The organism is Bosea sp. AS-1 (genome assembly GCF_002220095.1).
GTDB lineage: Bacteria > Pseudomonadota > Alphaproteobacteria > Rhizobiales > Beijerinckiaceae > Allobosea.
This window is the reverse complement of the sequence record NZ_CP022372.1, coordinates 232971-256222: the sequence shown is the minus strand read 5'-3', so window position 1 is coordinate 256222 and position 23252 is coordinate 232971. Positions and strand designations below refer to the sequence as shown.

Genomic DNA, 23252 nt, shown 5'->3' with positions numbered 1-23252 from the left:
TTCTGAAAGGTCGATATCCGATGCGTTCCCTCCAGCTCCACGGCGATCGCGACCTGCGCCTGGAAGAGATCGAGCCGCCGCCGCCGCCCGCTCCGGGCGAAGTGCAGATCCGCATCAAGGCAGTCGGACTGAACTATCTCGACCTCTGGGGTTTCCGCGGCATGGCCTTCGCCAAGCGCAAGATGCCGCAGGCGGCCGGTGTCGAAGCCGCAGGCGAGATCGTCTGCGTCGGCGAGGGCGTGACCGGCTTCGCACCTGGCGACGTCGTCACCGCCTATGGCGCCGACACCTGTGGCCAGTGCAAGGCCTGTCGCGAGGGTCGGGACAATCTCTGCGAGAACGTCGCCGGCATCATGGGCTTCCATATCGACGGCTTCGCTCGCGAGGTGCTGAACCGCCCCGCCCGCCTGACGATCAAGGCACCAAAAGGGGTCTCCTTCGAGGATGCCGCCTGCGCGCCGATCGGTTTCGGCACGGTCCAGCACATGCTCTTCGACAATGCGAAGCTGGAGCCCGGCGAATCCGTGCTGGTCCATGCCGGCGGCTCCGGCATCGGCACGGCCGCGATCCTGATGGCCAAGGCGATCGGCTGCACGGTTTATACGACCGTCGGCGACGACGAGAAGGGCGCCAAGGCCAAGGCCCTCGGCGCCGATCACGTCATCAACTACCGGGAGGACCGCTTCGAGGGCGTCGTGCGCAAGCTGACCGGCCGCAAGGGCGTCGATGTCGTCTTCGAGCATGTCGGCGCCGATACCTGGAACGGCTCGCTGCTCTGCCTGAAGCGTGGCGGCCGGCTCGTCACCTGCGGCGCGACCTCGGGCCCCTCGGCCACGATCAACCTGATGCAGCTCTTCCAGCAGCAATACCGGATCACCGGCTCCTTCGGCTGCCGCATCGAGAATATCGCGCAATCGCTGGAGAAGATGGCCGGCGGCATGAAGCCGGTGATCGATTCGGTCTTCCCGCTGGCCGATTTCGAGAAGGGCCTCGCCCGTATCGAGGGTCGGCAGGTCTTCGGCAAGGTCGTCATCACCTTCTGAGCGATCGACCCGCTCTGGCGAGAGACTTGACGCCGGCGCATTCCTGCCCCAGATCGCCCGTTTCAGGCCCGGTCTTGCTCTCGGCACGGGCGATTGAGGCTGGACCGACCTTGAGACGATTGAAGGCGATCGCCGCGCGGATGGGCGCGGCGGTGATGATCGGCGTGATCCGCGCCCTGTTCGGTTTTCTGCGCCTGCTGGGCCCCGAGCGCGCCAGCGATCTCGGCGGCTGGCTTCTCCGGACCGCGAGCCCGCTGATCCCGGTCAACCGCGTGGCGCTCGCCAATATCCGCGCAGCCTTTCCCGAAAAGGACGAGGCGGAGGTCAGGCGCATCGCGCGCGGTGCCTGGGAAAACCTTGGCCGCGTCGCCGGCGAATACGCCAACCTGAAGGCGCTCTTCGATTATGACTACCACAACCCCGACAAGCCCTCGCGCGTCGAGGTCAAGGGCATCGAGCATTTCATCGCGCTCAAGGATGACGGCAAGCCAGGCCTGATCTTCTCGACCCATCTCGCCAACTGGGAACTGCCGGCGATCTGCGCGCAGACCTATGATCTGGAAACCACCGCGGTCTTCCGGGCTCCCAACGATCCCGCAATCGCCGCCGTCGTCCACGAGATCCGATCCGGCGCGATGGGTGGGCTTGCCGCCGCGAAACAGGGCGCAGCCTTCGCCATGCAGGGCGTGCTGGAGAATGGCGGCCATCTCGGCATGCTGATTGACCAGCATTTCACCCGCGGCGTCGTGGTGCCGTTCTTCGGCCGCCCGGCGCTGACCAACCCGATCATGGGCAAGTTCGCCAAGCGCTTCGAATGCCCGGTTCATGGCGTGCGGGTCATCCGTCTGCCGAACCACCGCTTCCGGCTGGAGCTCACCCCGCCGCTCGATCTGCCGCGCGATGCCAATGGCGAGATCGACGTCCAGGGCGCCATGGCAATGATGACGGCCGTGGTGGAGGGCTGGGTGCGCGAGTATCCCGAGCAGTGGCTCTGGATGCACCGCCGCTGGCGGCCGAAGATGATATCGGCGGCCGCCCTGGCCGAGTTCGATCACGGCCGCGCGACGACGCCTGTTTTCAAGGCAACGTGATTTCCAAATGCCGCGAATGGGGGCTTTGGTAACCTCGCCACAAGACTTTCTCTGCAGAGTTCGATGATGTTCCCCGGCAAGCGCCTCCTAGCTGTGACGATCGCGGCCCTCGCCATGGGCGTCGCGGACGGCCGGGCACAGACTCCCGCCAAGCAGCCGAAGGCGCTGCTCGAGCTCTTCACCAGCCAGGGCTGCTCCTCCTGCCCGCCGGCAGATGCGCTCGTGATCGAGCTCTCGAAGGATCCCGATCTGATCGCGCTGACGCTGCCGGTGACCTATTGGGATTATCTCGGTTGGAAGGACACGCTCGGCAAGGATTCCTTCGCCAAGCGCCAGAAGTTCTATGCCAAGGCTCGCGGCGATGGGCAGGTCTACACCCCCCAGGTCGTCGTCAATGGCACCGGTCATCTGGTCGGCTCCGACAAGGACGAGATCCAGAAGACGATCCAGCAGCTCGCGCCCACGGGTTTCCCGGTCCAGGTCGGGCTCAAGGAAGCGAACGGCAATCTCGAGATCAAGCTCGCCTCCTCCGGGGCCACGTCCGACAACGCAGCCGGCGTCTGGGTGCTCCCGACCACGCATCTCGCCTCCGTGCCGGTCACGCGCGGGGAGAACCAGGGCAAGACTCTGTCCTATGCCAATGTCGTGCGCGGCATGGTCCGTGTCGGCGACTGGAACGGCAGGGAAACCACGATCACTGCTCCGCTGAGCGCCACCCAGGCGCCGGAAGCGGACGGGTACGTCGTCATCGTTCAGACCGACCAGCCCGGGAAATACGGCATGATGCCGGGGCCGATCCTCGGCGCCGCGCGCGGCAAGATAACGCCCTGACCCGTCGACCGGCTCGCATCGGCCTCTAGTTATCGCGCGCCCCGCACAGGCGCGATCAGTGAGGCTTTAGAGCAGGATCACCTTGTTCGACAGCTCGTCGACATCGCCCGGCACGGGCGGGACATGTTGCGCCAGCACGGCGCCGACCGCATCGACCGCCGCGATCAGCCCTTCGGTCAGCCTGTCCTCCCGCGCCGCAACCAGCAGCGGCTCGATGATGCCGTTCCAGGTCTTCTGCTCGACCAGGCCGTCGATGCCGGTATCGGCCAGGATCTCCGCATAGCGCTCCTGCAGGGCGACATAGAGCAGGACACCGGTCCGCCCCTTGGTCCGCGTCAGCCCGCGCGCCGTGAACTCCCGGAGCGCGGTGTCATGCGCCCGGCGCCGCTTGACGAAACCCGGCACGAAGCGCCCGCCGCGGCCGTACCAGAGCAGGGTGCCGAGCAGGATCACGGCGCAGAAGAGCTGGATCATGAAGATGCGCTGCGTGCTCATCGCTGTCAGCGAGATGAACGGCCAGGGCACAAGCAGCGCAAGCGCGAGCGCCATCACCACCGGCACGTTGCGATAGCTCGACGCCGCCCGGTCGATGACCACGACGATCTCGCCGGCCGTGCCGGTCTCGGCGCGGCGCACCGCTTCCGCGATCGCATCCCTGTCCGCGGCGTCCATCACCAGTCTCCCGAAGCACCACCGCCGCCGGACGATCCGCCGCCGCCCGAGAACCCGCCACCGGAGAAGCCGCCGCCGGAACTCCAGCCACCTCCGCCGCCCCAGCCGGAGCCCGAGCCCCAACCGGAGCTGCTCGGCGGCAGCACGATCCAGCGTCCGTCGCGCGTCCGGTGCCGGCGCACGCCATTGCCCTGCTGGCTCAGGCCGCGCAGGAAGGCGACGATGAACAGAAAGATCAGCACCATCGCGACGAGGACCGCGATGTCCTCGACCGGCGAGCTCTCGTCGGAACGCACCTCGGCACGTCGTTGCCATTCCTCGGCATCGCCTGCCAGGATTGTGACGATGGCGTCGACTCCGGCCTCGATGCCACCCGCGAAATCGCCTGTCTTGAACTTGGGCGCGATCGCCGTGGTGATGATGACCTTGGAGAGCGCATCGGTCAGTGCGCCTTCGAGCCCGTACCCGACCTCGATGCGGACCTTGCGCTCCTTGGGCGCCACGATCAGCAGCACGCCGTTGTTCTTCGCCTTCTGGCCGAGCTGCCAGTGCCGGAACAGGCCGTTGGCGAAATCCTCGATCGTCAGCCCCTGCAGCGACGGCACCGTCGCGACCACGATCTGGTCGGAGGTCTTGTCCTCATGGGCCTTGATCTTGTCCGCAATGCGCTGGCGCGCATCCGGCGCGATGATGTTGGCGTCGTCGACGACCCGGCCCGAGAGAGCGGGATAGGTCGGATCGGCGGCGAAGGCCGGCGCGATGCAGAGCAGCAGGGCGAGGAGCAGGAGGAAAGCGCCCCACGCCCGCCCTCTCCCGCGCGGAAGAGAGCTATTCCACGCCTCTCCCAGCAAGGTCGTCACAGGTTCAGAACTTCACGCTCGGCGCCTTGTCGGCTCCGGCCGTCGCGGTGAAGGTCTCCATCGGCTTGGCGCCCCAGAACAGCTTGGCCCAGATCACACCCGGGAAGGTGCGGATCTCCGTGTTGAAGGCCTGCACCGCCTGGATGTAGTCGCGCCGCGCCACGGCGACCCGGTTTTCCGTGCCTTCGAGCTGGGACTGCAGGGCGAGGAAGTTCTGGTTCGACTTCAGATCGGGATAGCGCTCGACCGTGACGAGCAGCCGCCCAAGCGCGCCGGTGAGCTGGTTCTGCGCGTCCTGATATTCCTTGAACTTGGCTGGGTCATTGATGGTCGAGGCGTCGACCTTGACCTGCGTCGCCTTGGCACGGGCCTCGATTACGGCCGTCAGAACCTCTTTCTCCTGCGCCGCATAGCCCTTCACTGTCTCGACGAGGTTGGGAATCAGGTCGGCCCGGCGCTGATACTGGTTCTGCACCTCGGACCAGGCCGCTTTCGCCTTCTCTTCCAGCGTCGGCACGTTGTTGTAGCCGCAACCGGCGAGCGCGATGCCGAGAAGGCCGAGCGCGAGCCAGGCCAACGGACGGCGTAGCTGGGCGGAGAACGTCATGCCGAAAACCCCTTTTTGGCATCGATGCGTTGCTGTTCGATTCGGAACCTTACCTGCCGAGCCGCGCTGCACCAAGCTGTCAGGCCGCGACGAATAGCCTATTCTGTGCTGGAGCATTGCGGAGGTCGTCCATGCGCTTTCTCCCCTTCATCCTCGTGCCGGCGGTGACCCTCGCCACACAGATCGCGATTGCACAGCCCCTCGCGCCGGCGCCGGAGGCCGGAACGGGCAAGGTCGCTAAGGTCGAGACGACCGCGCAACGGTTCATGGCGGCGGCAGCCAACCCGCTCGCGGCCGCGGCCGGGCGCGACATCCTGCGCGCCGGGGGCAGCGCCACGGATGCCGCCATCGCCACCCAACTCGTACTCAACCTCGTCGAGCCGCAAAGTTCCGGCATCGGCGGCGGCGCATTCTTCGTTCACTGGGACGAGGCGGCCCACAAGGTGACCACGCTCGACGGGCGCGAGACGGCTCCCGCCGCCGCCAAGTCTGATCGTTTTCTGAAGGACGGCAAGCCGATGCCGTTCCGCGAAGCTGTGATCGGCGGCCGCTCGGTCGGCGTGCCGGGCACGCTGAAATTGCTGGAGGAGGCGCATCGCCGCTGGGGCAAGCTGCCCTGGGCCGACCTGATCGCTCCAGCACTCAAGCTCGCCGAGGAAGGCTTCGCCATATCGCCGCGCCTCAATGGCCTCCTGGCCGGAGACAAGGATCTGCCGAAGAATCCGCGTGCTTCCGCCTATTTCTACGAGGCCGATGGGCAGCCCAAGGCCGTCGGCACCATCCTGAAGAGCCCGGCCTTCGCCGAGACATTGCGCGCCATCGCGGCGCAAGGGGCGGATGCGCTCTACAAGGGACCGATCGCCGAGGACATCGTCACGACCATAGCGGAACATCCGGGCAATCCCGGCGACATGACGCTGGCCGACCTCGCCGCCTACAAGGTCGAGGAGCGCGAGCCGGTCTGCGGCACCTATCGGGTCTGGAAGCTCTGCGGCATGGGCCCGCCGAGCTCGGGCGCCGTCGCCATCCAGCAGATGCTCGGCATGCTGGAGACCGTCGATCTCAGGCGCCTGGGGCCAGGACCGGAAGCCGCTCATTGGTTCAGCGAGGCCGGCCGGCTCGCCTTTGCCGACCGCAATCTCTATCTCGGCGACCCCGCCTTCTTCGCCGTGCCGGTGCGCGGCCTGATCGACCGCGACTACATCCGCTCCCGCGCCGGCCTGATCAGCCCCGAGCGCTCGATGGGCAAGGCTCAAGCGGGCGATCCGCCCCATCGGCGTGCCGGATTGCTCGCACCCTCCGACGGGGTCGAGCATGGCACCAGCCACATTTCGGTCGTCGATGCGCAGGGCAACGCCGTCGCCATGACGACGACGATCGAGGGCGGATTCGGCTCCCACCTGATGACGAAGGCGGGCTTCCTGCTCAACAACGAGTTGACCGACTTCAACTTCGCGCCGGAAGAGGACGGCAAACCGGTCGCCAACCGGGTCGAGCCCGGCAAACGCCCGCGCTCCTCCATGGCACCGACCCTTGTCTTCGACGCCTTCGGGCGGCTTTACGCGGTGGCGGGCTCGCCCGGCGGCAGCCAGATCATCGAATTCGTCGCCAAAACGCTGGTCGCCCTGCTCGACTGGCGCATGGACCCGCAGCAAGCCGCGGATTTCGGCAATTTTGGCAGCCGCAACGGCCCGACCGAGCTTGAAGCGGGCACTGAGGTGGAAGGTTGGAAGGCCGCGCTCGAGGCCAAGGGTCACAAGGTCCAGCTCATGGAAATGACCTCCGGGACGCAGGTGATCGTCAAGACACCGGAAGGCTTCCTCGGTGGAGCCGACGGAAGGCGGGAGGGTGTCGCGATCGGGGACTGACCGGCTTCATCACGCTGTCATGTTGCGGGCGCGTCCCTCCCCGGCCAACCGGGAACCGCAACCATGCGCCATCTTGCCCTCGCTCTTCTGACTGCCGTCACGCTCGCCTTCTCGCCCGCTCAAGCCGAGGACGCTGCGCCGTTCACCACCGCCAAATCCGTCGACCTCCAGGCTTTCCTCAAGCCGCCGCCGGCCGATGATTCGGCACAGACCAAGGCCGAGCTCGGCGAGGTACTGACGCTCCAGGTCACCCGCACCTCGGAGATGGAAGCCAAGGCAAAGGCCGATGCCGAGGAGAATGTCTGGCGCTTCGCCGATGTAATGGGCCCGGCCTTCAAACCGGAAGCCTTGCCGGTCTTCTCGTCCTTCTTCGACCGCATCGTCGCGACAGAGGGCGCCGTCGTCGACCCGGCCAAGGATTCGTGGAAGCGCCCGCGCCCACACCAGCTCAGCCCCCTGGTCAAGCCGGCGGTGAAGATGTCCAACTCCGGCGCCTACCCTTCCGGCCACACCACGGTCGGCACGTTGATGGGCATCGTGCTGTCGAACATGGTGCCGGAGAAGCGCGCCGCGATCATGGATCGCGCCTGGTTCTACGGTGAGAACCGCATTATCGGCGGCATCCATTACCGCTCGGACATCGAAGCCGGCCGCATCGCCGGCTCGGTCATCGCCGCACGGATCATGGAACAACAGGATTTCCAGACCGAGTTCGCCGCCGCCAAGGCAGAACTCCGCAAGGTGCTCGGCCTCTGAAGATCAGCGCGTAACGGGGTCGGCCGGGCGTTTGTCGCCGCCGGCCCCGCGCCCCGCGATCAGCCAGTAGACGAACCCTGTCGCCGCGCCGACCAGGAACAGCCCGGAGATGATCTGCAGTTCGGCCGAGCTCGGCGCGCGCGCCAGCCGCAGCATCGCGAGCGGCAGAAGAGCCGCGAGCAGACCCGTCAACCCGCTCTGGAAGAGCCCGCTGCGCAACCGGAACAGTTCCGAGCCGACCGCGACCAGCACGACCGGCGCCACGATGATCGCGAATCCAAGCCGTCCGATCAGCGAGAAGGCCGCCTGGGCGGCGGGCGTCGGATCGACACCGCTCTCGGCCAGCCCGAAGACGATATCGAGCAGGCGCTCGATGCCGCCCCCGATCAGCAGCGCCACCGCCGGCGAGGCGACGCTGGCGGCGGTCAGAAAGAACAGCCCCGCACCCATGGCGACGAGGCAGGCGAAGGGAACGAGCAGCAGCCAGCGCAGTGCCAAACGGGCTACTCCGCCGCCACGGCCGGGGTTGCCCCGGCCTCTTCCTGCTCCAGCAGCAGCCGGGCTCGGGCGGAAAGCTTTTCCGTCTCGCTCTTGAGCTGCCCACAGGCGGCGAGGATGTCGCGCCCGCGCGGAGTTCGCACCGGCGAGGCGTATCCGGCGCGGAAAACGATCTCGGAGAAGCGTTCGATCCGCTCCCAGTCAGAGCATTCGTATTTCGTGCCGGGCCAGGGATTGAACGGGATCAGGTTGATCTTCGCCGGGATGCCCTTGAGGAGCCGCACCAGCTCGCGCGCCTCGGCATCCGAGTCGTTCACGCCCTTCAGCATGACGTACTCGAAGGTGATGCGTTTCGCGTTCGACAGGCCGGGATAGTTCCGGCAAGCCTCGAGCAGGTCCTTGATCGGATATTTCTTGTTGAGCGGTACCAGCTCGTTGCGCAGATCGTCGCGCACCGCATGCAGCGAGATCGCCAGCATCGTGCCCATCTCGTCGCCGAGCGGGCCAATCTGCGGCACCACGCCGGAGGTCGAGACGGTGATGCGCCGCCGCCCGAGCGAGAGGCCCTGGTCGTCGGAGATCACGTCGATGGCGTCGCGCACGCCATCGAAATTGTAGAGCGGCTCGCCCATCCCCATGAAGACGATATTTGAGACGAAGCGTCCGCCATCATTGGGAACGAAAGCGCCGTCCGGCGCCTTACGGTTCGGGAAATCGCCAAGCCGTTCGCGCGCGACCATCAGTTGCGCGACGATCTCCTCGGTCTTGAGGTTGCGCACCAGGCGCTGCGTACCGGTGTGACAGAAGGTGCAGGTCAAGGTGCAGCCGACCTGGCTGGAGACGCAGAGCGTGCCGCGATCGACCTCGGGGATGTAGACGCATTCGATCTCGGCGCCGCGGTCGCGCGGGCCGGCTGGCGGCATCCGGAGCAGCCATTTGCGCGTGCCGTCGGTCGAGACTTGCTCAGCCGTGACCTCGGGCAGGTCGAGCGAAAAACGCTCGGCGAGCTGAGCTCTCAGGCCCTTGCCGATGGTGGTCATCGCGTCGAAATCGCGCACACCGTAATGGTAGACCCAGTTCCAGAGCTGGCCGACGCGCATGCGCCGCTCCTTCTCGGGAACCCCGATCTCGGCCAGCGCCTCGGCCATGCCGGCGCGGGTGCGCCCGACTAGGGAGGGGCGCCGCAAAGCGATATCGGCCGCGGGGGCGGCCATTTCGGAAACGGGCACGGTCATCGGAGCTCTGTCGTCGCCGGCATTGGAAGGGCGGCTTTCGCCGGCTTCCTAGCACAATCGCGACAAAACCGGAAATCCCACCGCTGTCGGCAGGCTTGCGGCGGCGCGCCGCCCTACTTGCAGGCGTCCTCGGCCCGCTTCACGGCCTGTGTCATGCCCGAGAGCGAATATTTGTCGCTGGTCGCGTTGCCGCGCTTGGAGGTGGCCTTGATCTCAAGGCCGGAGCCGCGGCGCAGCGAATCGAGCATGCGCGGCTCTTCGGCGGGGTTCTTCAGCCACATGTTCTTGCCCTTCGCCACCAGGGCGAAGCGGTCATTGCCGATGATCGCCTGATGCTCGACGCCTTCCTTGACGTCGAAGTTCATGACGAAGCTGATCTCGTTGCGCACGCCTTCGCCCGGACGGTTGGAGACGAAGAGCAGCCCCTCGACATCCTTGAGATTGGCTGGCGAACGGCTTTCGGCCTTGGAAAGCGCATAGCAGACCTTCGAGCGGCCTTGCTGCGAGGAGAAGGCCTGCCACTTGCCGGCCGTCTCCAGGAGCATGGCCTGCCCCTGGCCGGAGCTGGCAGCCGGAGCCGCCGCAGCGGGCTTCGGCTTGGCCGGTGCGGCCTGCGCCGGCAACGTCACCAGGCCCAGCAACCCGGCCGTCAGGCCGAGCGCAGCTGCGAAGCGGAAAAAAGCGGCGTCGCGAAGGGAGAAGAAGGAGCTGATCATGGACCGCCATCAGTCACTAAAAATCTTAATACCGCGTTTACCACCCGTTCAGGGAGTGGACCGCGCGGGGCGGCGGCATAGAGTGTCACGATCCTGGCAAAAATGCGAATGAGCTTGGGGCACCAGGCTGTTACGTCGGCAAGCACGTGATGGCACGATCTCCCCTTCGGGAAAGCGGCGACGGAAAAGCGATGAAAGCCCTTCTCTGCGAACATCACGGCCCAGCCGAGGAACTGGTCATCCGGGACCTGCCGGAACCTGTGCCCGGCCCGGGTGAGGTCGTCGTCGCCGTCAGTGCCGCGGCGCTGAACTTTTTCGACACGCTGATCATCGAGAATCGCTACCAGACCAAGCCAGCCCTACCCTTCTCGCCCTCGGCCGAATGCGCCGGCACCATCGCCGCCGTCGGCGAGGGCGTCGCCGGCTGGCAGGTGGGCGAGCGCGTCGCAGCCTGGCTCGGCTTCGGCGCCGCGCGTGAAAAGGTCGCGGTCCCGGCCGAAGCACTGGTCCGGATCCCGGAGAAGCTTTCAGATGCGCAGGCCGCCGGCCTTTTCGTCACCTACGGCACGGCCATGCACGGGCTGATCCAACGCGCCGGGCTGAAGGCGGGAGAAACGCTCGCGATCCTCGGCGCTTCGGGCGGCGCGGGGCTTGCCGCTGTCGAGATCGGCGCCTTGCTCGGCGCTCACGTCATTGCCTGCGCCTCCTCGCCGGACAAGCTCGCACTCGCCCGCGAGCATGGGGCCCAGGAGGAGACCAACTATGGAACCGATGACATCCGTGCTGCGCTGAAGCGCATCACGGAGGGGCGCGGCGTCGACGTGCTCTACGATACGGTCGGCGGCGAGCTCGCCGAACCGGCCCTGCGCTCCATGGCCTGGGAGGGGCGTTACCTCGTTGTCGGCTTCGCCGGCGGCACCATTCCGAGGATCCCGCTCAATCTGCTGCTGCTGAAGGGCTGCGACATGCGCGGGGTATTCTGGGGCGAGTTCGTCGCCCGCGAACCGGCCGCGCACCGCCGCAACATGGAGCGCCTGCTGGAGTGGGCGGCCAGTGGGCATATCCGCGCCCATGTCCACGCTGCGATCCCTGTCGAGCGCTGGACGGAAGCCTATGCACTGATCGGCAACCGCCAAGCCAAAGGCAAGGTCGTGCTGACCTTCTGAATAGCCTCAGAGATCGGACAGCGCCGTTTTTGCGCGCTCGCGATGCTCGGGCTTGATCGAACCCGCCACCGCGGCGATGGCGGCTGCGATCACCGCCGCGTCGTCGGTGAAGCCAATCAGCGGCATGATGTCCGGGATTGCATCCATCGGCAGCACGAAATAGCCGAGCGCTGCGAGCAGCGTCAGCCGGACGCGCCGTGGCGTCGCTGGATCACGCGCGCAGAACCACGCCGCCAGCAGATCCTCGGCAAAGGGAATACGCTTCGCGACGCGCTTGAGCCGGGCCATGAAATCGGTCCCGAACTTCGCCTCGTCGCGCAGGCTCTTGCGGATCGCCTCCATCTCCTCGCGGCTGAAGCGGGCGCTGAACCCCTGGCTCATTCCTGTCTCATTCCTTTCGCGTCCGACGACGCGAATGATCCCGCGCCTCGTCCGGGCGCGCCATGTCGAAAGATGGCCCCGCCGCAATCCTGCACAAGGGGCCTGCCTGAAAACCCGCTTGGAGCGGCGGCGCGCGCCCTCTAAACCGGATCGACAATCAGGACGTCAGGGAAACGCGCCATGAAACTCGATTCCTCCCTTGCCGCCATCGTCACAGGCGGCGCATCCGGCCTCGGCGAGGCGACTGCACGCATGCTGGCGAGCCAGGGCGTCAAGGTCGCGCTGCTCGACCTCAACGCCGAGCGCGGCGAGGCGATCGCCAGGGACATCGGTGGCGTGTTCTGCGCCTGCGACGTCACCAGCGAGGCCTCCGTCGATGAAGCGCTGGCCAAGGCCCGGGCCGCCCATGGCATCGCCCGCATCATCGTCAACTGCGCGGGTATCGCCCCCGGTCGCCGCGTCGTCTCAAAGAAGCGCGACACGGGCGAATTGATCGCCCACGACACCGCGACCTTCGAGAAGGCCGTTGCGATCAACCTCGTCGGCACCTTTCGCATCATCGCCAAATCGGCTGCGGCACTGGCCGGGCTGGACCCGATCACGGCCGATGGCGGCCGCGGCGTCATCATCTGCACGGCGTCGGTCGCGGCCGAGGACGGCCAGATCGGCCAGGCGGCCTATGCGGCCTCCAAGGCTGGCGTCGCCGGCATGACGCTGCCGATCGCGCGCGATCTGGCCCAGCTCGGCATCCGTATCGTCACCATCATGCCCGGCCTGTTCGAGACGCCGATGTTCGCCGGCCTGCCCGAGGAGGCCAAGGCCTCGCTCGCCGTTTCGGTGCCGCACCCGTCGCGCCTCGGCAAGCCCGAGGAGTACGCCGCGCTCGCTCGCGGCATCATCGAGAACGACATGCTGAATGGCACCTCAATCCGCCTCGACGGCGCGATCCGGCTGGCGCCGAAATAGCGGATACCTCCGCATTGGCGGAGGTCTTTGCCGGGAGGCGATCGTGACGCCGATTCCCTTCGAGAAGCGCCACAAGGATGGCAGCCTGTGGGCGCGCGGCCAGACCCTGGACGACCTGCCCACCGGCTACTGGGAGTGGTTCCGCAAGGACGGAACCAAGCTGCGCTCCGGCCATTTCGAGAGGGGCGAGCAGGTTGGCGAATGGACCACCTATGATGCAGCGGGACGCATCTACAAGGTGACGCAGATGCGCCAGCCGGGCGATTGACGCATTCACGCCAAGGCCGTCACACGATGCGGTAGACTTCTCCGGCACTGCGATCCCGGTAGAGGTCCACCCGTTCGCCGTTCCAGTGATAGTCGAGATGTCGGCCCTGCACCGGATGGCTCGCAAGATCGGGATAGAAGAGCCCCGCGCACTCTCCGCCCGGGCAGCGCACGCTCGGGTAGACCACGCCCTCCGAATCCGCCGCGCGGAGTTTCTCGCCCAGCCGCTGGCTCTCCGCATAATCGACCGGATCGAGCAGCTCTGCCGCCTCGTCGCCCAACCCGCGCAGATCATGCAGCTCGGCCTCGATATCGAGCACGATCTCGCGGAATTGCGATGTCCACCCCGGCGGCTGCGCCGTCGCCAGCATGAAGCGGGCATGGTGATGCACCGTCTCCAGCAGCGCGACATCGAACCGATCGCCGATATAGAGCACGCCGAAGCTGCCATCGCTGAAGCGACTCGGCCGATCGACGCTGACATGGGTGAACGGCGCCATCAGCCAGCTCGCGCCCACCCCAGAGACACGTCTTTCGGGCGGAACGAGATCGAGATTGCCGATCGTTTCCATCAGGCGCGGATTGGTCTTCTGTTCGGCCGCTATCAGCAGCGGCCAGTCGGCCGGGTCGGCGATGTCCTCGAACAGGTCGATCGGCGGGAAGATGCTGCGGATGATCCGGACCGCCCCGCGCCACGCGATGCGCGTGATCGGCAGGCTCGCCGGATCGGTCACCAGGCGCCCCGCTCGGCATCAAGCAGGCGTCGCACCCGCATCAGGTCGGTCAGCTCGCCACCCAGCATGATGTCGAGCGCCGATTTGCCGCCGAATTCCCTGTTGGGGCACTTGATCCAGTCATAGCCGCGCTGCGGCTCGGTGAAGATCAGGCGCAGCGCCTTGTGGATGCCCATCAGGTTCGAGAGCCGGGCCTTGCCGTCGCGCGAGATCCGCCCCACGCCGCCGGCCTTCCAGCGCGCATAGGTCCGTGCCGGCAGGTCGATCAGCACCGCCGCTTCCTCGTCGGTGATCCGCCAGAGCCGGAACAGGTTGACGGCGGCGCGAAACATCGCAGCCGCCTCGTCATCGCTGATCGGATCGGGAACGAAATCACGCTGGGCCGTCTCGATGCGCAGCAGAGCGCTCATAGCATTGCTCTCCATTTGGCATAAAATGGAGATAATTTTGCCAAATGGCAAGAGGGAGCTTCTCGCCGCTATTCTTCGATCTTGGCCGGCTTGATCTCGTGCTTCAGGATCAGGGGTGTCTGCGCCAATGCGAACAGCATGGTCAGCGGCATCACGCCCCAGACTTTGAAGGCGACCCAGAAATCCTGGGTCTGGGTGCGCCAGACCACCTCGTTCAGCGCCGCCAGCACGAAGAAGAACAGGCCCCAGCGGAAGGTCAGCTTGCGCCAGCCCTCCTCGTCGAGCTGCAGCACCGTCTCCAGCACCAAGGAGAGCAGCGATCTCCCGAAGAACAGCCCGCCGAGCAGGACGCAGCCGAACAGCGTGTTCACGATGGTCGGCTTGACCTTGATGAAGAACGCGTCGTCCAGCGCCAGCGTCAGTCCGCCGAAGACCGTGACGACGATGGCGTTCACGATCGCCATGCGCGGCAGATAGCCCATCAGGACCCGCGACAAGGCCAGCGCCACCAGCGAGGCGACGATGAAGATGCCGGTGGCGACAAAGATGCGCCGGTCCTCGGCGACATGAAAGAGCCGGTCGCCGTAGGAGTTCGCGAAGAAGAAGATCGCGAGCGGCCCGAATTCCAGGGCGAGCTTGAGCAAGGGGCTGACGGCCTTGCCCTTCGCTGCCTCGACTGGAGCCTGCTGCGTCGTCTCGCTTGCGCCGTCGCTCACGCCACTTCTCCCAACCCGGCCACGGCGCGGGCAAAGTCGCGCGCCGAGAATGGCTCCAGATCCTCGACGCCCTCGCCGACGCCGATGAAATGCACCGGCAGGCCGAATTGCGCCGCCAGCGCCACCAGAATGCCGCCGCGCGCCGTACCGTCGAGCTTGGTCATGACAAGCCCGGTCACGCCCGCCGTTTCGCGGAAGGCCTCGACCTGGCTGATCGCGTTCTGTCCGACGGTGGCATCGAGCACGAGCAGCGCCGCATGCGGAGCGCTCGCATCCTGCTTGCGAATGACGCGCACGACCTTGGCAAGCTCGTCCATCAGCCCCTGCTTGTTCTGCAGCCGTCCGGCCGTGTCGACGAGCAGCACGTCGGTGCCATTGGCCTTGGCCTTCTGCAATGCTTCGAAAGCAAGGCCCGCCGCATCCGCGCCCTGCTGGCCGAAAACGACCTCGGCGCCGGTGCGCTCACCCCAGACGCGCAGCTGCTCTATGGCCGCGGCACGGAAGGTATCGCCGGCCGCCAGCATCACCGACTTGCCCTCGGCGCGGAACTTCGCCGCGAGCTTGCCGATCGTCGTGGTCTTGCCGGAGCCATTGACACCGACCATCAGGACCACGAACGGCTTTTTCGTGGCATCGATCGCCAGCGGATGGGCGACGGGCGTCAGGATCGTCTCGACCTCGCGCGCCAGGATCGCCTTCACCTCCGATGGATCGATCTGCTTGTCGTAGCGGCCCTCGCCGACCGCCTTGGCGATCCGCGCCGAGGTGGCCAGGCCTAGATCGGCCTGGATCAGGATGTCTTCCAGGTCTTCGAGCGTGCCGGCATCGAGCTTGCGCTTGGTGAAGAGGTCGGTGATGCCGGTCGTCAGCGCCGAGGAGGTGCGCGACAGCCCCTCCGTCAGCCGGCGCCACCAGCTCCGCTTCGGCTGTACGGGCGCGGGAGCAGGTTCTGGAATGACAGCAGGCTCGGGCTGCGGAGCGACGGCAACCTCGGGTTCCGGTTCCGGCTCCACAGGGAGCGGGGCGCTTTCGACTGAAGCGGGCAGCGCAAGCGGCTCCGGGGCCGGCGTCCCGACGACGGGAGCTTCTGGCTTGGCGGCCGGTGGAGCGACGCCCTCCTCGCCTTCCGGTTTCAGCTCTTCGACAGGCTCCGGCGCCTGTTCGACAACCGCCTCAGGGGTCTGTGCCGGCTTGGCCGCTTCCTCGTCACGTCCGAACAGCCTCGAAAAGAAGCCGCGTTTCTTCGGTTCGGTCTCGCTCATCGCCATCCTGTCTTCGGTTCGGCGGCTGTCTCGGGTTGCGCCGCCGGCCCGGCTTCGCTAGCGCAATGCCATGGCAAGGCCCGACCGACCAGAAAATTCGCTAGCGCCGGGGCAAATCGACGCCGATCTGCCGATGCCGCTGCTCTATCGCGACGCCATGATGCTCGTCATCGACAAGCCCGCAGGCTTGCCCGTCCATCGCGGCCCGCAGGCCAAGCGGCGCGAAGTACCTGTCCTGACCGATTATCTCGACGCGCTGCGTTTCGGCCTGCCGCGCCGGCCGGAACTGGCGCATCGCCTCGACAAGGACACCTCCGGCTGCCTCGTGCTCGGTCGCCATCCTCGCGCCATGGCCGAACTCAACCAGATGTTTCGTGACGGGCGCATCGACAAGACCTATTGGGCGATCGTGCAAGGCAGACCCGCGCAGGACGAGGGATTGATCGACCTGCCCTTGGCGCGGCGCTCGCCCGACCGCGGCTGGTGGATGAAGGTCGACCCGGCCGGCCTGCCCTCGCAGACGCGCTATCGCGTACTGGGCCGCGGGCAAGGCGAGGATGGGCCGCTCGCCTGGCTCGCCATGGAGCCGCTGACCGGCCGCACCCATCAGTTGCGGGTTCACTGCCAGGCATCCGGCTGGCCGATGCTCGGCGACGAGATCTATGGCGATGCCCCGCGCGATGGCGGGCCCGGTCTCCAGCTTCATGCCCGCGCGATCACCGTGCCGCTCTATCGCAACCGCGAGCCGATCCATGTCGAGTCGCCGCCGCCGCCGCATATGCTGGCAGCGCTCAAAGCTTGCGGCTGGAGTGGCTAGCTCGCAAGCGCGTCGATGGCCCGCGCCAGCTTCACATCCAGTTCCGTGAGGCCGCCGGCATCATGGGTCGCGAGCGTCACGTCCACCGTCCGGTAGACATTGGACCATTCCGGATGGTGATTCGCTGCCTCAGCCAACAGCGCCACCCGCGTCATCCAGCCGAAAGCCTCGCTGAAATCACGGAACACGAAGCGCTTGCTGATCGCCTCGCGACCTTGTGCGAGCTTCCAGCCGGTCAGAGTTGCCAGAGCTTCCGCCTGAGCCTCGGGGCTCAGCCGCTTGGGTCTCGTCATCGCCGCTGAACCTCCCTCGGCAGGCGATTGGGATAGGACGGGCCGAGCGGATAGGCAGCCTCCAGAACATAGGGGCCGCCACCGATCGAATCACGCGACGACATCAGCGCGACCCGGCGTGCAGTGAAGGTGATCGGCCGCACGATCGGATGCAGGCTGAGGAAATGCGCAAGCTCGACGGGAGTCGTGTCGCGCAGCCGCGCCAACGTGACATGCGGCACGAATTTGCGCCCCTCCGCCGGCAGGCCGATCCGGCGCATCTGCCGTTCGATGTCGGCCTGCAACTCGGTCAGGGCCTTGGACGGCGCCACGCGGGCAAAGAGCGCGCGCGGCTTGTCCCCACCGAAGGAGCCAAGCGCATCGAGCGTCACCTCGAAGGGATATGCGCCGATATCCGACAGCATGTGGTCGACATCGTTCGCCATGCGCCGATCGACATCGCCGAGAAAACGCAGCGTGACGTGGTAGTCGGGCGGGTCGATCCAGCGAGCGCCCGACACGCCGCCGCGATGCAGCGTCAGCTCGGATGCGACATCGGCGGGGATTTCCAGAGCGATGAACAGCCTCGGCATGATCGATTCCTGCCAAGCGATTGTGACTCTGGCGAGACGGTAGGCGCGAAGCCGGCTCAAGGGAACCGCTTTTCAACCGCACGATGCCCGGCATGCGCCGGGCATCGTCGGTCGCGGGCACGGTCAAGGGCAGGGATTGCCGACGAGCTGGTGGACTGCGTCAATTTTCGCCTCGATCTCCGGCGTCAGCTTCACGTCGATCGAAGCGATGTCGGTCTTGAGCTGCTCCATCGAGGTCGCGCCAATGATGTTGGCGGTGACGAAATCGCGCGAATTGACGAAGGCGAGCGCCATTTGCGCCGGGTCGAGCCCGGCTTCGTGCGCAATCGTCATGTAGCGCTTGATCGCGTCTTCGGTACCCGCACCCTCATAGCGCTGGCCGCGGTTGAACAGCGTCGTGCGCGCTCCCGCAGGCCGCGCCCCGTCGAGATACTTGCCGGTCAGATAACCCTGCGCGAGCGGCGAATAGGCGAGCAGCCCGACATCCTCGCGGATCGCGACCTCGGCCAGCGCCGTCTCGAAGGTGCGGTTCAGGAGGTTGTAGGCGTTCTGGATCGACTGGACTCGCGGGGTTCCGCGAGCCTCCGAATCGCCGATGAAGCGCATCGCGCCCCAGGCGCTCTCGTTCGAGAGGCCGAGATGGCGGATCTTGCCGGCTTTCACCAACTCGGCGAAGGCGTCGAGCTGCTCTGGAATCGAGGTTTCGTCGGCCGGCTTCTCATAGGCCGCGTGCGAAAACCGCGTCGGGTTGGAGCCCCAGGGCATCGGACGCTCGGGGAAATGGATCTGATAGAGGTCAATATAGTCGGTTTGCAGGCGCCCGAGGCTCTTGTCGACCGCTTCCATGATCTGCTTGCGGGTGAGGCGGGTCGGGCTCTGGTCGTCGCGGAACCAGGTGTTGCCACCGCGCCCGCAGACCTTCGAGGCCAGGATGATCTTGTCGCGGTTCTTGCGCGCCTTGAACCAGCTCCCGACGATCCGCTCGGTCGAACCCTGAGTCTCCGGCTTCGGCGGAATCGAATAGAGTTCTGCCGTGTCGAAGAAATTCACGCCCTGCTCGATGGCATAATCCATCTGGGCATGGCCCTCGGCCTCCGTGTTCTGCTCGCCCCAGGTCATGGTTCCGAGGCAGATCACCGAGACCTTGAGATCGGTGCGCCCGAGACGGCGATATTCCATGGGACAGCAACTCCGGAAGCGGTGCCGGCGGGCGGCATGGGAAAGGCTTGGGATTCGTCCTGCGGGTAACCGGAGACGGATCAGGATTTGGCGGGTAGCGTCGCGATGAAGCGCTCGACCGTCGGCAGGATGTTGCGGACGATGACCTTGACGCCATCGGCCGTGGGGTGGAGCCCATCCGCCTGGTTCAGCGCGCGGTCACCCGCGATACCCTCCAGGAAGAAGGGGTAAAGCACCAGACCATGCTTTTCGGCAAGCTCCGGATAGATCACATCGAAGCGCTTCGCATAATCCGTGCCGAGATTGCGCGGCGCGAACATGCCGGCCAGCATCACCGGGATCTTGCGCTCCTTGAACCGCGTGATCATCGCTTCCAGCGCCTGGCGAGTCTGGCTTGGATCGACGCCACGCAGAGCATCGTTCGCGCCAAGCTCAAGGATGACGCCATCGGTCCCGTCCGGCACCGACCAATCGAGCCGTTCGAGCCCGCCTTGCGTGGTGTCGCCGGATACGCCGGCATTCACGATTTCGACAGCGATGTGATTTTGCCGCAGGGCCTGCTCCAGAACGGCAGGGAAGGCGGCGCTCCCCGGCAGGTTGTAGCCGGCGGAGAGCGAATCGCCGAAGGCCACGAGCTTCAGCGTCTTTCCGGCCGGAACCGACGGGATTGCGGTCTGGGCGAGAGCCATCGGAGCGGCCACCATCAGGGCAAGGGCTATCAGCGCGAAAATCGCTGCAAAAGATTGGACAAGTCCGGAACCACGCCCATATCGGCGCAAGGTCCCGGCTGGGACGGGGATGGAGTGCGAAGTCAGGATCATGGCGTGATGAGCGAGAAGGCCGCCCCGGCGATCGAGTTGCAGGATGTGCACTTAAGTTTGGGGCGTGGACCTGCCCGCGTCCATATCCTGAAAGGTGTCTCGGTGTCGCTGGCCGATGGCGAGGCCTCGGGGCTCGTCGGCTCCTCCGGCTCCGGCAAGTCGACCCTGCTGATGACGATGGCGGGGTTGGAGCGCCCCGATTCCGGCCTTGTGAAAGTCGCCGGGCAGGATCTCGGCAAGCTCGACGAGGACGAGCTCGCCGTGTTCCGCGGGCGGCGCATCGGCATCGTCTTCCAGTCCTTCCACCTCGTGCCCACGATGACGGCACGCGAGAACGTGGCGCTGCCGCTCGAACTGGCCGGCAATCCCGCGGCCTTCGCCCGCGCCGAGACCGAGCTCCGCAATGTCGGGCTTGGCCATCGCATGGATCACTATCCGGCCCAGCTTTCGGGAGGCGAGCAGCAGCGCGTCGCCATCGCGCGCGCCGTCGCGCCCGATCCCGCGATCCTCGTTGCCGATGAACCGACCGGCAATCTCGACGAGACGACCGGCCGCTCGATCGTCGACCTGATCTTCGCGCTGAAGCGCGAGCGCGGCGCCACCCTTGTGCTGGTCACCCACGACCTCGCGCTCGCCGCGCTCTGCGACACCACGGTCCGTCTGCGTTCCGGCGTGATCGAAACGGAAGACGCGATGGCGGCGATCTGACGATGCACGCTCCGGTCAAGCCGCTCGACGGCCCGTCCACCCGCCCTGCTTTCGGCTTCGGTATCGCGCTCAGGCTGGCCCTGCGTGATTTGCGCGCCGGCCTGCGCGGCTTCGGTGTCTTCATCGCCTGCCTTGCGCTGGGCGTCATGACCATCGCCGCCGTCGCCTCCGCCTCGCGTGGCCTCACCGAGGGACTGGCGCGGGAGGGCAGGCGAATCCTCGGCGGTGACGCCTCCTTCAGCTTGATCCAGCGCGAGGCGACGCCGCCGGAGCTTGCCTTTCTGACGGCGCGCGGCACGGTCTCGACCATTGCCACCATGCGTGCCATGGCCAGCGCCGGCGAGAAGGGTGCCGCCCTCGTCGAAATCAAGGCGGTCGATAGCAACTATCCCAGCATCGGCGCGGTCGAGACCGACCCGCAACAGCCGATCGCCAGCCTGCTCGAGCAGCGTGACGGAGCCTACGGCGCGGTCGCCGACCCGATCCTGCTCGGCCGTCTCGACCTCAAGCCGGGCGATACCGTCACGGTCGGCAGCGCCAGGATCCAGCTTCGCGCCAACCTCGTCTCCGAACCCGACAAGATTGCCGCGGGCGTCGGCTTCGGGCCACGCCTGCTGATCTCGCAGGACGCCCTGCGTGCAACCGGCCTGATCCAGCCCGGCAGCCTGATCCGCTGGACCTACCGCCTCCAGCTCCCCGAGGTCGCATCGAGCGACGCCGATCTCGACAAGCTGATCGCAGATATCGGGACACAGCAGCACGACGCCGGCTGGGAGATCCGCTCCCGTGCCAATGCAGCGCCGAGCTTCCAGCGCAATCTCGAACGCTTCACCCAGTTCCTGACTCTGGTCGGCCTCACCGCTTTGCTGGTCGGCGGTGTCGGCGTCGCCAATGCCGTGCGCCGCTTCGTCGACGCCAAGAAGCTCGACTTCGCCACCATGAAGGCGGTCGGTGCCACCGGCGGCCGCGTCGTCGCGATCCACCTGACCGAGGTCATGCTGGTCGCAAGCCTCGGCACGGCGATCGGTCTCGTCCTCGGCGCGGCCGCGCCGTTCGCGCTCGGCGCCGTGCTGCAGAGCATCCTGCCGGTGCCCTTCGAGCCGACGCTGGCTCCGAGCGAACTTGCCGTCGCCGCGCTCTACGGCCTGCTGACAGCGCTGGTCTTCGCCGTCATCCCGCTCGGCCGTGCCCATGACGTGCCGGTCTCGGCGCTGTTCCGCGATCAGGTCGAGCCCGATCCCCGCCGTCCTCGCGCGATCTATCTCGTGCTCTGCCTGCTGGCGCTGGCCGGTCTCGTCGGCGTGGCGCTCGGCTTCGCCTATGACCGACGCATCGCGCTGATCTATATCGGCGTGATGTTCGGCGTGTTTCTGCTGCTGCGGGGGGTCTCGCTCGGGCTGATGGCCCTGGCCCGCCGGTTGCCGCGCCCGCGCAGCCCCGCACTCCGCATGGCGCTCGCCAACAGCCATCGCCCCGGCGCGCTGACGCCCTCGCTGGTGCTGTCGCTCGGCCTCGGCGTTGCGCTGCTTTCGGCACTCGCCTTCATCGACGTCAGCCTGACGCGCCAGCTCACCGGCGCCCTGCCGGCCAAGGCGCCGAGCTTCTTCTTCCTCGATATTCCGAGCCGCGATTCCGCTCGCTTCGATGCCTTCCTCGCCCAGGAGCGGCCCGGAGCCAGCGTCGAGCGCGTGCCGATGATGCGCGGCCGCATCCTCCGGGTGAACGACACCCGTGCCGAGGACATCAAGGCGAGCGAACAATCCGCCTGGGTGCTCGATGGCGACCGCGGCATCACCTATGCCGCCACCGTTCCCGAGGGCTCGAAGGTCTCGGCCGGCGAATGGTGGCCGGCCGACTACAAGGGCGAGCCGCTCGTGTCCTTCGATGCGCAGAACGCCGCCGGCATCGGCCTCAAGATCGGCGACAGACTCACCGTCAACGTGCTTGGCCGCAGCGTCACCGCCCGCGTCGCCAATCTGCGCACCATCGACTGGCGCTCCTTCGGCATCAATTTCGTCATGGTGTTCTCGCCCAACACCTTCGCAGGCGCGCCGCATACCGACCTCGCCACCATCACGGCTGCGCCGAACGGCGACGGCGCTAGCGACCCCGCCCTGATGCGCCGGCTCGCGGCCGAGTTCCCTGCGGTCACCGCCGTCCGGGTCAAGGACGCGCTGGAGGCGGTCAACACCATCGTCGAGCAGCTCGCCACCGCGATCCGAGGCGCCTCCGGCCTCGCCATCACCGCGAGCCTGCTGGTCCTGGGCGGCGCCCTGGCCGCCGGGCAGAGGGCGCGGCTCTATGACGCGATGATCCTGAAAACCCTCGGGGCGACTCGCCGCTTCATACTTTCGTCGTACGCCTTTGAATACGCCGCCATCGGTCTCGTCGCCGCGCTGTTCGGCGTTGTCGCGGGTACAGCGGCTGGCTGGGGCGTCGTCACGCAAGTGATGCGCATCGATTTCGTCAGTGATCCGACAGGCGCTTTACTGGCTGCGACTGCCGCGATCGTGGTCACTGTCCTGTTCGGGCTTGTCGGTACGGTAAAAATACTATCGAAAGCGCCGGCTTCTCATCTCAGGAATTTATAATGACTATCTGCCATGCCGGCAGGATAGACATTAAAATCCTGTAATTCTGCATGAGCCGGCGGCCGAACTTCTATGGCTCGCCTGCCCTTAATCATGCCCGGCCCTTGTAAGAAGGCGAAAAGCGCCTCATATTCCCTTTATCGCGACGATTGTGCGCGAGGATGGCTGGCGCCCGCGCGCCTTCCGTCGTCC

Annotated in this window: 26 protein-coding genes; 11 read left to right on the top strand and 15 right to left on the bottom strand. The window is 66.6% G+C overall.

Features of this window, described 5'->3' with window-relative positions; all coding sequences use genetic code 11:
• The first annotated feature begins 20 nt into the window (after positions 1 to 20).
• The 3 genes from CE453_RS02875 (at position 21) to CE453_RS02865 (ending at position 2965) form a co-directional block, all read left to right on the top strand.
• Entirely contained in the window at positions 21 to 1043 is a 1023-nt protein-coding gene (locus tag CE453_RS02875) for a zinc-binding dehydrogenase (RefSeq protein WP_089173216.1), read from the top strand.
• 155 nt (positions 1044 to 1198) lie between these two features.
• Positions 1199 to 2134, top strand: coding sequence for a lipid A biosynthesis lauroyl acyltransferase (locus CE453_RS02870; RefSeq protein ID WP_248308176.1), 936 nt, complete (start codon positions 1199 to 1201; stop codon positions 2132 to 2134).
• Between the two features lie 63 nt (positions 2135 to 2197).
• Positions 2198 to 2965, top strand: coding sequence for a DUF1223 domain-containing protein (locus tag CE453_RS02865; protein ID WP_089173215.1), 768 nt, complete (start codon positions 2198 to 2200; stop codon positions 2963 to 2965).
• A 66-nt stretch (positions 2966 to 3031) separates the two neighbouring features.
• Here CE453_RS02865 and CE453_RS02860 read toward each other — a convergent pair whose 3' ends face one another.
• The 3 genes from CE453_RS02860 to CE453_RS02850 are packed head-to-tail and all read right to left on the bottom strand — an operon-like array spanning position 3032 to position 5104.
• Positions 3032 to 3637 (bottom strand): TPM domain-containing protein, encoded by a 606-nt coding sequence (locus tag CE453_RS02860; protein WP_089173214.1) that lies wholly within the window; start codon positions 3635 to 3637, stop codon positions 3032 to 3034.
• Positions 3637 to 4488 carry a TPM domain-containing protein gene (locus tag CE453_RS02855; protein WP_472841013.1) on the bottom strand — a complete coding sequence of 284 codons (852 nt, stop codon included), beginning with the start codon at positions 4486 to 4488 and terminating at the stop codon, positions 3637 to 3639. The genes CE453_RS02860 and CE453_RS02855 overlap by 1 nt, the downstream gene beginning before the upstream one ends.
• Positions 4489 to 4501: 13 nt before the next feature.
• Complete coding sequence (locus CE453_RS02850; RefSeq protein WP_089173213.1) at positions 4502 to 5104, bottom strand: LemA family protein; 603 nt, start codon at positions 5102 to 5104, stop codon at positions 4502 to 4504.
• Positions 5105 to 5235: 131 nt separating this feature from the next.
• On the opposite strand from CE453_RS02850, the gene ggt reads away from it, so the two are divergent.
• Positions 5236 to 6972, top strand: coding sequence for a gamma-glutamyltransferase (gene ggt, locus CE453_RS02845; RefSeq protein WP_089173212.1), 1737 nt, complete (start codon positions 5236 to 5238; stop codon positions 6970 to 6972).
• Between the two features lie 63 nt (positions 6973 to 7035).
• Positions 7036 to 7728, top strand: coding sequence for an acid phosphatase (locus CE453_RS02840; RefSeq protein WP_089173211.1), 693 nt, complete (start codon positions 7036 to 7038; stop codon positions 7726 to 7728).
• Between the two features lie 3 nt (positions 7729 to 7731).
• On the opposite strand, the gene CE453_RS02835 is transcribed toward CE453_RS02840, so the two are convergent.
• The 3 genes from CE453_RS02835 to CE453_RS02825 form a co-directional block, all read right to left on the bottom strand.
• Entirely contained in the window at positions 7732 to 8226 is a 495-nt protein-coding gene (locus CE453_RS02835) for a hypothetical protein (RefSeq protein ID WP_089173210.1), read from the bottom strand.
• A 5-nt stretch (positions 8227 to 8231) separates the two neighbouring features.
• Complete coding sequence (rlmN, locus tag CE453_RS02830; protein ID WP_089173209.1) at positions 8232 to 9461, bottom strand: dual-specificity RNA methyltransferase RlmN; 1230 nt, start codon at positions 9459 to 9461, stop codon at positions 8232 to 8234.
• 113 nt (positions 9462 to 9574) lie between these two features.
• Positions 9575 to 10177 (bottom strand): invasion associated locus B family protein, encoded by a 603-nt coding sequence (locus tag CE453_RS02825; RefSeq protein WP_248307924.1) that lies wholly within the window; start codon positions 10175 to 10177, stop codon positions 9575 to 9577.
• 191 nt (positions 10178 to 10368) lie between these two features.
• Here CE453_RS02825 and CE453_RS02820 point away from each other — a divergent pair, with 191 nt between their 5' ends.
• Positions 10369 to 11343 (top strand): NADPH:quinone oxidoreductase family protein, encoded by a 975-nt coding sequence (locus CE453_RS02820; RefSeq protein ID WP_089173208.1) that lies wholly within the window; start codon positions 10369 to 10371, stop codon positions 11341 to 11343.
• A gap of 6 nt (positions 11344 to 11349) precedes the next feature.
• Here CE453_RS02820 and CE453_RS02815 read toward each other — a convergent pair whose 3' ends face one another.
• Positions 11350 to 11724, bottom strand: a complete 375-nt coding sequence (locus CE453_RS02815) for a YkvA family protein (protein ID WP_089173207.1) — start codon at positions 11722 to 11724, stop codon at positions 11350 to 11352.
• 180 nt (positions 11725 to 11904) lie between these two features.
• Between CE453_RS02815 and CE453_RS02810 the strand changes: the two genes are divergently transcribed.
• Both CE453_RS02810 and CE453_RS02805 read left to right on the top strand, forming a co-directional pair.
• Entirely contained in the window at positions 11905 to 12690 is a 786-nt protein-coding gene (locus CE453_RS02810; protein WP_089173206.1) for an SDR family NAD(P)-dependent oxidoreductase, read from the top strand.
• 43 nt (positions 12691 to 12733) lie between these two features.
• Positions 12734 to 12958 carry a toxin-antitoxin system YwqK family antitoxin gene (locus tag CE453_RS02805; RefSeq protein WP_089173205.1) on the top strand — a complete coding sequence of 75 codons (225 nt, stop codon included), beginning with the start codon at positions 12734 to 12736 and terminating at the stop codon, positions 12956 to 12958.
• 19 nt (positions 12959 to 12977) lie between these two features.
• On the opposite strand, the gene CE453_RS02800 is transcribed toward CE453_RS02805, so the two are convergent.
• The 4 genes from CE453_RS02800 to ftsY form a co-directional block, all read right to left on the bottom strand.
• Positions 12978 to 13691, bottom strand: coding sequence for an RES family NAD+ phosphorylase (locus CE453_RS02800; protein WP_089173204.1), 714 nt, complete (start codon positions 13689 to 13691; stop codon positions 12978 to 12980).
• Complete coding sequence (locus tag CE453_RS02795; protein ID WP_089177665.1) at positions 13688 to 14101, bottom strand: MbcA/ParS/Xre antitoxin family protein; 414 nt, start codon at positions 14099 to 14101, stop codon at positions 13688 to 13690. Before CE453_RS02795 ends, CE453_RS02800 begins: the two co-directional genes overlap by 4 nt.
• Positions 14102 to 14169: 68 nt before the next feature.
• Positions 14170 to 14817 (bottom strand): septation protein A, encoded by a 648-nt coding sequence (locus CE453_RS02790; protein ID WP_089173203.1) that lies wholly within the window; start codon positions 14815 to 14817, stop codon positions 14170 to 14172.
• A complete protein-coding gene (gene ftsY, locus CE453_RS02785; RefSeq protein ID WP_089177664.1) occupies positions 14814 to 16079 on the bottom strand; it encodes a signal recognition particle-docking protein FtsY in 1266 nt (421 codons plus the stop codon). The genes CE453_RS02790 and ftsY overlap by 4 nt, the downstream gene beginning before the upstream one ends.
• Positions 16080 to 16212: 133 nt before the next feature.
• On the opposite strand from ftsY, the gene CE453_RS02780 reads away from it, so the two are divergent.
• A complete protein-coding gene (locus CE453_RS02780; RefSeq protein ID WP_248307923.1) occupies positions 16213 to 16896 on the top strand; it encodes an RluA family pseudouridine synthase in 684 nt (227 codons plus the stop codon).
• Here the strand turns inward: CE453_RS02780 and CE453_RS02775 are convergent.
• The 4 genes from CE453_RS02775 to CE453_RS02760 all read right to left on the bottom strand — a co-directional run bounded on the left by CE453_RS02775 (position 16893) and on the right by CE453_RS02760 (position 19629).
• Positions 16893 to 17189: a 4a-hydroxytetrahydrobiopterin dehydratase gene (locus tag CE453_RS02775; RefSeq protein WP_089173201.1), complete on the bottom strand. Its 297-nt coding sequence runs from the start codon at positions 17187 to 17189 to the stop codon at positions 16893 to 16895. The genes CE453_RS02780 and CE453_RS02775 overlap by 4 nt on opposite strands.
• The gene (gene thpR, locus CE453_RS02770; RefSeq protein ID WP_089177663.1) at positions 17186 to 17761 is read right to left on the bottom strand and encodes an RNA 2',3'-cyclic phosphodiesterase; all 576 of its coding nucleotides are present in this window, start codon (positions 17759 to 17761) and stop codon (positions 17186 to 17188) included. Before thpR ends, CE453_RS02775 begins: the two co-directional genes overlap by 4 nt.
• A gap of 123 nt (positions 17762 to 17884) precedes the next feature.
• Positions 17885 to 18940: an aldo/keto reductase gene (locus CE453_RS02765; protein ID WP_089173200.1), complete on the bottom strand. Its 1056-nt coding sequence runs from the start codon at positions 18938 to 18940 to the stop codon at positions 17885 to 17887.
• A gap of 80 nt (positions 18941 to 19020) precedes the next feature.
• Complete coding sequence (locus CE453_RS02760) at positions 19021 to 19629, bottom strand: arylesterase (protein WP_248307922.1); 609 nt, start codon at positions 19627 to 19629, stop codon at positions 19021 to 19023.
• 138 nt (positions 19630 to 19767) lie between these two features.
• Between CE453_RS02760 and CE453_RS02755 the strand changes: the two genes are divergently transcribed.
• Positions 19768 to 20469 (top strand): ABC transporter ATP-binding protein, encoded by a 702-nt coding sequence (locus CE453_RS02755; protein WP_089173198.1) that lies wholly within the window; start codon positions 19768 to 19770, stop codon positions 20467 to 20469.
• Positions 20470 to 20471: 2 nt separating this feature from the next.
• The gene (locus CE453_RS02750; protein WP_089173197.1) at positions 20472 to 23060 is read left to right on the top strand and encodes an ABC transporter permease; all 2589 of its coding nucleotides are present in this window, start codon (positions 20472 to 20474) and stop codon (positions 23058 to 23060) included.
• The last annotated feature ends 192 nt before the right edge of the window (positions 23061 to 23252 follow it).